This is a genomic window from Bradyrhizobium sp. 25ACV, assembly GCF_054863005.1.
In genome coordinates, this window is sequence record NZ_JAVAYO010000072.1 from 1 (window position 1) to 277 (window position 277).

General features: G+C 62.5%; 1 protein-coding gene. It reads left to right on the top strand.

Translation table 11 applies throughout. The annotated features are described in order from the left end of the window. Window positions 1-277, top strand: a 277-nt coding sequence (locus tag RAD04_RS38630; RefSeq protein WP_461627961.1) for a zeta toxin family protein, incomplete at both ends; no start/stop codon positions are given.

Sequence of the window (277 nt, forward strand, 5' to 3'; positions counted from 1 at the left end):
CGCCTGACCCAGAAGGTCGCCCGCAAAGAATTGGCCGACGCCGACGCGCTGTACAAGTCGTTGCAGGCCGAGCTGGCGGCGATGCTCAAGCCGGTCGAGCAGCCGCTGAAAATTGCCTCGCAGAACAAGCCGTTCGTGATTCTGGTGGTCGGCGTCAATGGCGCTGGCAAGACCACCACCATCGGTAAACTGGCGAAGAAGCTGCAACTGGAAGGCAAGAAAGTCATGCTCGCCGCCGGTGACACCTTCCGCGCCGCTGCCGTTGAGCAGCTGCAGG